The 5,755-nt window shown below is 69.8% G+C and carries 4 protein-coding genes; 3 read left to right on the forward strand and 1 reads right to left on the reverse strand.

Translation table 11 applies throughout. The features are described from left to right. The first annotated feature begins 511 nt into the window (after positions 1–511). Positions 512–793, forward strand: coding sequence for a LysM peptidoglycan-binding domain-containing protein (locus FrCorBMG51_RS30765; RefSeq protein ID WP_235433388.1), 282 nt, complete (start codon positions 512–514; stop codon positions 791–793). A 33-nt stretch (positions 794–826) separates the two neighbouring features. Continuing rightward, the gene (locus tag FrCorBMG51_RS24845; protein WP_052914440.1) at positions 827–1,489 is read left to right on the forward strand and encodes an Rv3235 family protein; all 663 of its coding nucleotides are present in this window, start codon (positions 827–829) and stop codon (positions 1,487–1,489) included. A gap of 237 nt (positions 1,490–1,726) precedes the next feature. Here the strand turns inward: FrCorBMG51_RS24845 and secA are convergent, their stop codons facing one another. Next, complete coding sequence (gene secA / locus FrCorBMG51_RS07080; RefSeq protein WP_047222301.1) at positions 1,727–4,687, reverse strand: preprotein translocase subunit SecA; 2,961 nt, start codon at positions 4,685–4,687, stop codon at positions 1,727–1,729. 342 nt (positions 4,688–5,029) lie between these two features. Here secA and FrCorBMG51_RS07085 point away from each other — a divergent pair, with 342 nt between their 5' ends. Beyond that, complete coding sequence (locus tag FrCorBMG51_RS07085) at positions 5,030–5,584, forward strand: GNAT family N-acetyltransferase (protein WP_047222361.1); 555 nt, start codon at positions 5,030–5,032, stop codon at positions 5,582–5,584. The last annotated feature ends 171 nt before the right edge of the window (positions 5,585–5,755 follow it).

Consider the following 5,755-nt stretch of genomic DNA (forward strand, 5'->3'; position numbering starts at 1 on the left):
CGCCGCTGCCCGGCGCATCCTCCCCCAGGCCCTGCGCCGCATCGTCGAAGTGGCGCTCGGCGTCACGCTCGCGGCGGGGACCGCCGCCCCGGCACTGGCAGTGAGCCCGGCGGCGGCCACCGGACCAGCCGCCGTCACCGTCACCGTCACCGCCACGACGCCCTCGACCAGTTGGCCGGACCTCGACCCGACGTTGACGGCGAGCCCGCCGGCAGCTGCCGGACCAGTCGCCGTCACGGCCAGTGCCACGCCCTCGCCATCCTCGACCAGCTGGCCGGACCTTGACCCGTCCGGCCTCGCCACCCCGTCCACGACATCCGCGGACGCGCCAGGCCCGTCCACACAACCGCCAGATCCGGTACCAGCCGGCTCTCCGGCGCGGCCACCGGTCACCACAACGTCTCCCGCAAACCCGGCCACCCCCGCGGCCCCGACCCGCCCCGCGGCCCCGCCGGCACGACACGTCTCCGCCCCCACGCCCGTCACGTCAACGCCACCTGGCGATCCGCTGGTGGCGCCGGCACCGCGGGGAGTCGGGACGCCCGGCCAGCCCACACCCGCGTCCCCGCCACCATCGCCAGTCACCCAGGTCCAGGACAGCGCCGTGGTCGTCGTGCTGCGCGGCGACACGCTCTGGACGATCGCGGCCCGCCATCTCGGGGCGGGCGCGACCACCGAGCAGATCGCGCGGGAATGGCCACGGTGGTGGGCCGCGAACAAGCACGTGATCGGCTCCAACCCCGACAAGATCTTTCCAGGGCAGCACCTACAGCCGCCCCCTCCCCGGCCCTGACCCCGCCCATCACTCCCATCTGGAGAAGACGCCGTGACCACTGCGACCACCGCGGCAGACCCTGCGCACACAGGGTCCACCCGCGCGCGACGCTTCTACCAGATACCGCTCGCCCCCACCGATCCGCCGTACGACGACGATCCGCGGGCCGACACCTGGGGGGCACACCCACCCGCCGGCAGCACGGCGGCAGCCCCGGTCGTCCTCGCGCTACCCCGTGCCGATCATGCCGACCGCGGTGACCAGCGACCGTATCCGGCCAGAAACACGCTGGTACGGCCGCTGCGGCCCCTCCCGGGTCCCGGGCATGCCGATGCCCCAGGCGCCCAGGAACTCCCCTCGGCCCGGGCCGCGGCCACCGTCGTCGTGCGGGCCATCGTCGAGGCCGTGACCGGGATCCGGCCCGCCGCGCACCTTGTCGCCTGGACGTCCCCGCGGGTGCAGGCAGATCTTGAACGGCTGGTCGCCGCCAACGTCCGGCACCGGCGCCACACCCTTCGCTGCCTGCGGGTGTGCGAACCGCGGGAAGGGATCGCCGAGGTTGCCGCCGTGATCGCCAGGGGCGATCGGGTGTCCGCTCTCGCCCTGCGAATGGAGACCGCCGGCAACCGCTGGCGGGTCACCGTGCTACAGACCGACGCCCTTCGGCACGGTCCAGCAGGTACGCCCCGGGCAAGTACCGCTCCGGTCGCGTAGCGCCCGTGCTCACCGGCACGGGCCCCGTGCCGCGCGGACCAGCACGACGTTGGCCGGATCACGTCCCACCGAAGGCTGCCAGGGGTTCTACCGGGGGTGTCCGTGTATCCCCCCGGCGGGCGAGCTCACGGCGCCCCGCCAGGGACGCTCGGTGAACACGCTGCCGCGGCCGACCGCGCCGCGACCTGCTCAGCTGACCGTTCTGCCCAGGGGCCCGGTGGACGCGGCCCGGGGATGTCAGGCGGTGCTGCGATGGGCGGGGTCCCCGTGGCAACGCTTGTACTTGCGCCCGGAACCACACGGGCAGGGGGCGTTGCGAGCCGGGCGGCCGCTACCGACGGCTGCCGGCTGCTGCCCACCGGGTATCCCGACCACACCCCCGGAGAGCCGGGTCGTCACCGGCTCGGATCCGCCGTCCNCGTCCGCTGACGGTGCCGTATAGCGAAGATCACCAGTGGGACGACGCGGCTCCAAGCCCTTGACGAACACCGGTGGTGGCGCGGATGCCGACTCAGCAGCGGAACGCGCCGGTGGACCGGCCGGCGCCACAGCGCCGCCGGCCCCGGCGGGAAGAACAGGCCCGGCGGCGGCCGCNACAGCCGTGGGGTGACCGGGCCTGCCGGGCACCTGCGCCGCGCCGTCCACCGGGGTGATCGCCGGACTGGCCGGCACCGCGCCGGCCTCGGCGGCCGCGGAATCCGCGCCCGGAACCTGCACCTCGGCGTTGAACAGCAGCCTGACCGACTCCTCCTTGATGCCCTCCATCATGGTCTGGAACATGTCGTAGCCCTCCCGCTGGTATTCGACCAACGGGTCGCGCTGCCCCATTGCCCGCAGGCCGATTCCCTCCTGCAGGTAGTCCATTTCGTACAGGTGCTCACGCCATTTCCGGTCAAGGACGGCGAGGACGACCCGGCGTTCCAGTTCCCGTATGAGCGGGTCGCCGTCCGGGCCCGGGCCGAGGGCGTCCTCACGCCGGTCGTAGGCGTCGTGCGCGTCGGCCTGCAGCTCCTCGATCAGGGTTTCGGCGGTCAGACCCTCACGATCGTCCGATGCCGGAACCTCCACGCCGATCTGGTACAGCTCACCCAGGCCGGACCAGAGGGTGTCGAGGTCCCATTCCTCGGGATATCCTTCCGCGGTCGCGCCGCGAACGTACGCTTCCACCGTGTCGTCGATGAAATGGCGGACCTGTTCGTGTAGATCGGCCCCTTCGAGAACCTTCCGGCGCTCCTCGTAGATGACGGTGCGCTGCTTGTTCATCACCTCGTCGTATTTCAGGACGTTCTTGCGGATCTCGAAGTTCTGACCCTCGACCTGGGTCTGCGCGGAACGGATGGCACGGGTGACGATCTTCGATTCGATCGGCACGTCCTCGGGAATGTTGAGCCGGTCCATGATGCCCTCGACGGCCGCGGCGTTGAACAACCGCATGAGGTCGTCGCCCAGCGACAGGTAGAACCGGGATTCCCCGCGGTCGCCCTGGCGGCCGGCTCGTCCGCGCAACTGGTTGTCGATGCGACGGGACTCGTGGCGTTCGGTGCCCAGGACGTAGAGCCCGCCGAGTGCCAGGACCTCCTCGTGCTCGGTGCTGACCGACGCGCGAGCCTTCTCCAGGGCCTCCGGCCAGGCCGCTTCGTAATCCTCCGGGGTATCGATCGGACTCAGGCCGCGCTGGCGCAGTTCTATCTGGGCGAGGAACTCGGGGTTGCCGCCGAGCATAATGTCGGTACCGCGCCCGGCCATGTTGGTGGCGACGGTCACCGCGCCCCGGCGCCCCGCCTCGGCGATGATCGAGGCTTCCCGCTCGTGCTGCTTGGCGTTGAGCACCTCGTGCTTCACGCCGCGCTTGGTCAGCTCCTTGGACAGGTATTCCGACTTCGCCACGCTGGTCGTGCCGACAAGCACCGGCTGGCCCCTGTCGTGGCGCTCGGCGATGTCGTCGACGACCGCACTGAACTTGGCGACCTCGGTCTTGTACACGACGTCGGGCTGGTCGGCCCGGATCATCGGTTTGTTCGTGGGGATCGGCACAACGCCCAGGGTGTAGATCTGGTGGAACTCCGCCGCCTCCGTCATCGCGGTTCCGGTCATCCCGGACAGTTTGTCGTAGAGCCGGAAGTAGTTCTGCAGCGTGATCGTGGCCAGGGTCTGGTTCTCCTGCTTGATCTCGACCTTTTCCTTGGCCTCGATCGCCTGGTGCATACCCTCGCTGTAACGCCGGCCGTGCAGTACCCGACCGGTGAACTCGTCGACGATGAGAACCTCGCCGTCCGTGACGATGTAGTCCTTGTCCCGGCGGTAGAGTTCTTTTGCCTTCAGGGCGTTGTTGAGGTAGCCGACCAGCGGTGTGTTCACCGATTCGTAGAGGTTGTCGATACCGAGCTGGTCCTCCACCTTGGCCACCCCGCTCTCGGTGATGGCCACCGTCCGCTTGCCCTCTTCCACCTCGTAGTCGACGTCTCTGACCAGAGCCGGGGCAATACGGGCGAACTCGGTGTACCAGCGGGTCGGATTGTCCGCCGGCCCACTGATGATCAGCGGTGTCCTGGCCTCGTCGATCAGAATCGAGTCGACCTCGTCGACGATGGCGAAGTTGTGCCCGCGCTGTACGAGTTCCTCACCGCTCCAGGACATGTTGTCCCGCAGGTAGTCGAAGCCGAACTCGTTGTTGGTGCCGTAGGTGATGTCGGCCTCGTACTGCTGGCGGCGGACCGCCGGTGGCATCTGCGGGTGGATCACACCGACCGTGAGCCCGAGAAAGCGGTGCACCCGGCCCATGTTCTCCGCGTCCCGCTGGGCCAGATAGTCGTTGACGGTGACAATGTGCACGCCCTTACGGGACAACGCGTTCAGATAGGCCGGCAGCGTGGAGACGAGGGTCTTGCCCTCACCGGTCTTCATCTCGGCGATGTTGCCCAGGTGCAGGGCCGCCCCGCCCATGATCTGGACATCGAAGTGCCGCTGGCCGAGGGTCCGCCGGGCCGCTTCACGCACGGCCGCGAATGCTTCGGGGAGAAGTTCGTCGAGGGTTTCCCCGTCGTCGATCCGCTGTCGGAACTCGTCGGTCATCGCGCGCAGCTCGGCGTCGGTGAGCCCCACGAAGTCGTCCTCGAGGAGGTTCACCTGCTCGGTGATGGCCTTGAGCTTGCGCAGAATACGGCCCTCGCCGGCACGGAGGATCTTCTCGAGTACCACGGGTGAAACTCCTCGGGCGGCTTGTCGGCTGGGTCACCTACACAACGAGACTAGGCTAGACCCCCGGTGCTGATCGATCCTCCCCGTAGGGCGGGTCGGACACCCTTGCGACAGGTCGGCTGCCTCACCGGGCGACCTCGCCCACCGAGTGGGGCCGATCCTCCCTCCCCGTCAGGAGGGCGGTGCGGAATCGTGCGACCGCGACCGGCCGCGGATCCTCGTGGCTGCTGGTGGATCCGCACCCGGCCCGGTCCCGGGGTCCACCCATCAGAACGTACGGGAACCGCGGTCAGTGCCCGGCCCCCCGACGCTTCCCGCGGGTCCGTGGGCGATCCTGACCAGATGCCGAAGTTCGACCCCGTGGAGATCACAGCGGGCCGGATCCACCTCCGACCGTGGCTCCCCTCCGACATCGACGACGTCCACAACGCCTGCCAGGACCCGGACATCCAGCGCTGGACGAGGATTCCCGCGCCCTACACCCGGCGGGACGCCGAGGCCTACGTCACCGAGCTCGCGCCCCGGCAGTGGGACGACGGCCGGGGCGCCCCGTTCGCCGTGCTGGACGCCACGTCGGGGTCGGTGCTGGCCTCCGTGAGCCTGACCGAGGTGACCGACGACGGCCTGGCCACGGTGGGTTACTGGTGCGCGCCGGGCGCGCGTGGTCAGGGCGTCGTCAGCCAGGCGGTCGGCGTGGTGGGCCGCTGGGCATTCCAGGTTCTCGGGGTCGAACGGCTGGAATGGACGGCCGGAGTCGGCAACTGGGCCTCCCGCCGGGTGGTGGAGAAGAACGGGTTCACCATCGAGGGCACCCTGCGCCGGGGCCTCGTCCTGCGCGGCGTCCGCATCGACTGCTGGATCGGTTCCCTGCTACCGGATGACCAGCCTCCGTCGTGACGGTCAGGAACCATCCGGCCAGGAACCATCATGACGACCGGCCTCGCTGGCCGGCCCCGGCCGCGGGAAACCAATCCGGGAAATATGACGTATGCCAGGAGAAACACGGCATGCGCCAGCTCGGCGTGTCCCGGCCGGGCGACCGCCACGACGGCCGCCGACAGGCTCGGG

The organism is Protofrankia coriariae (genome assembly GCF_001017755.1).
GTDB lineage: Bacteria > Actinomycetota > Actinomycetes > Frankiales > Frankiaceae > Protofrankia > Protofrankia coriariae.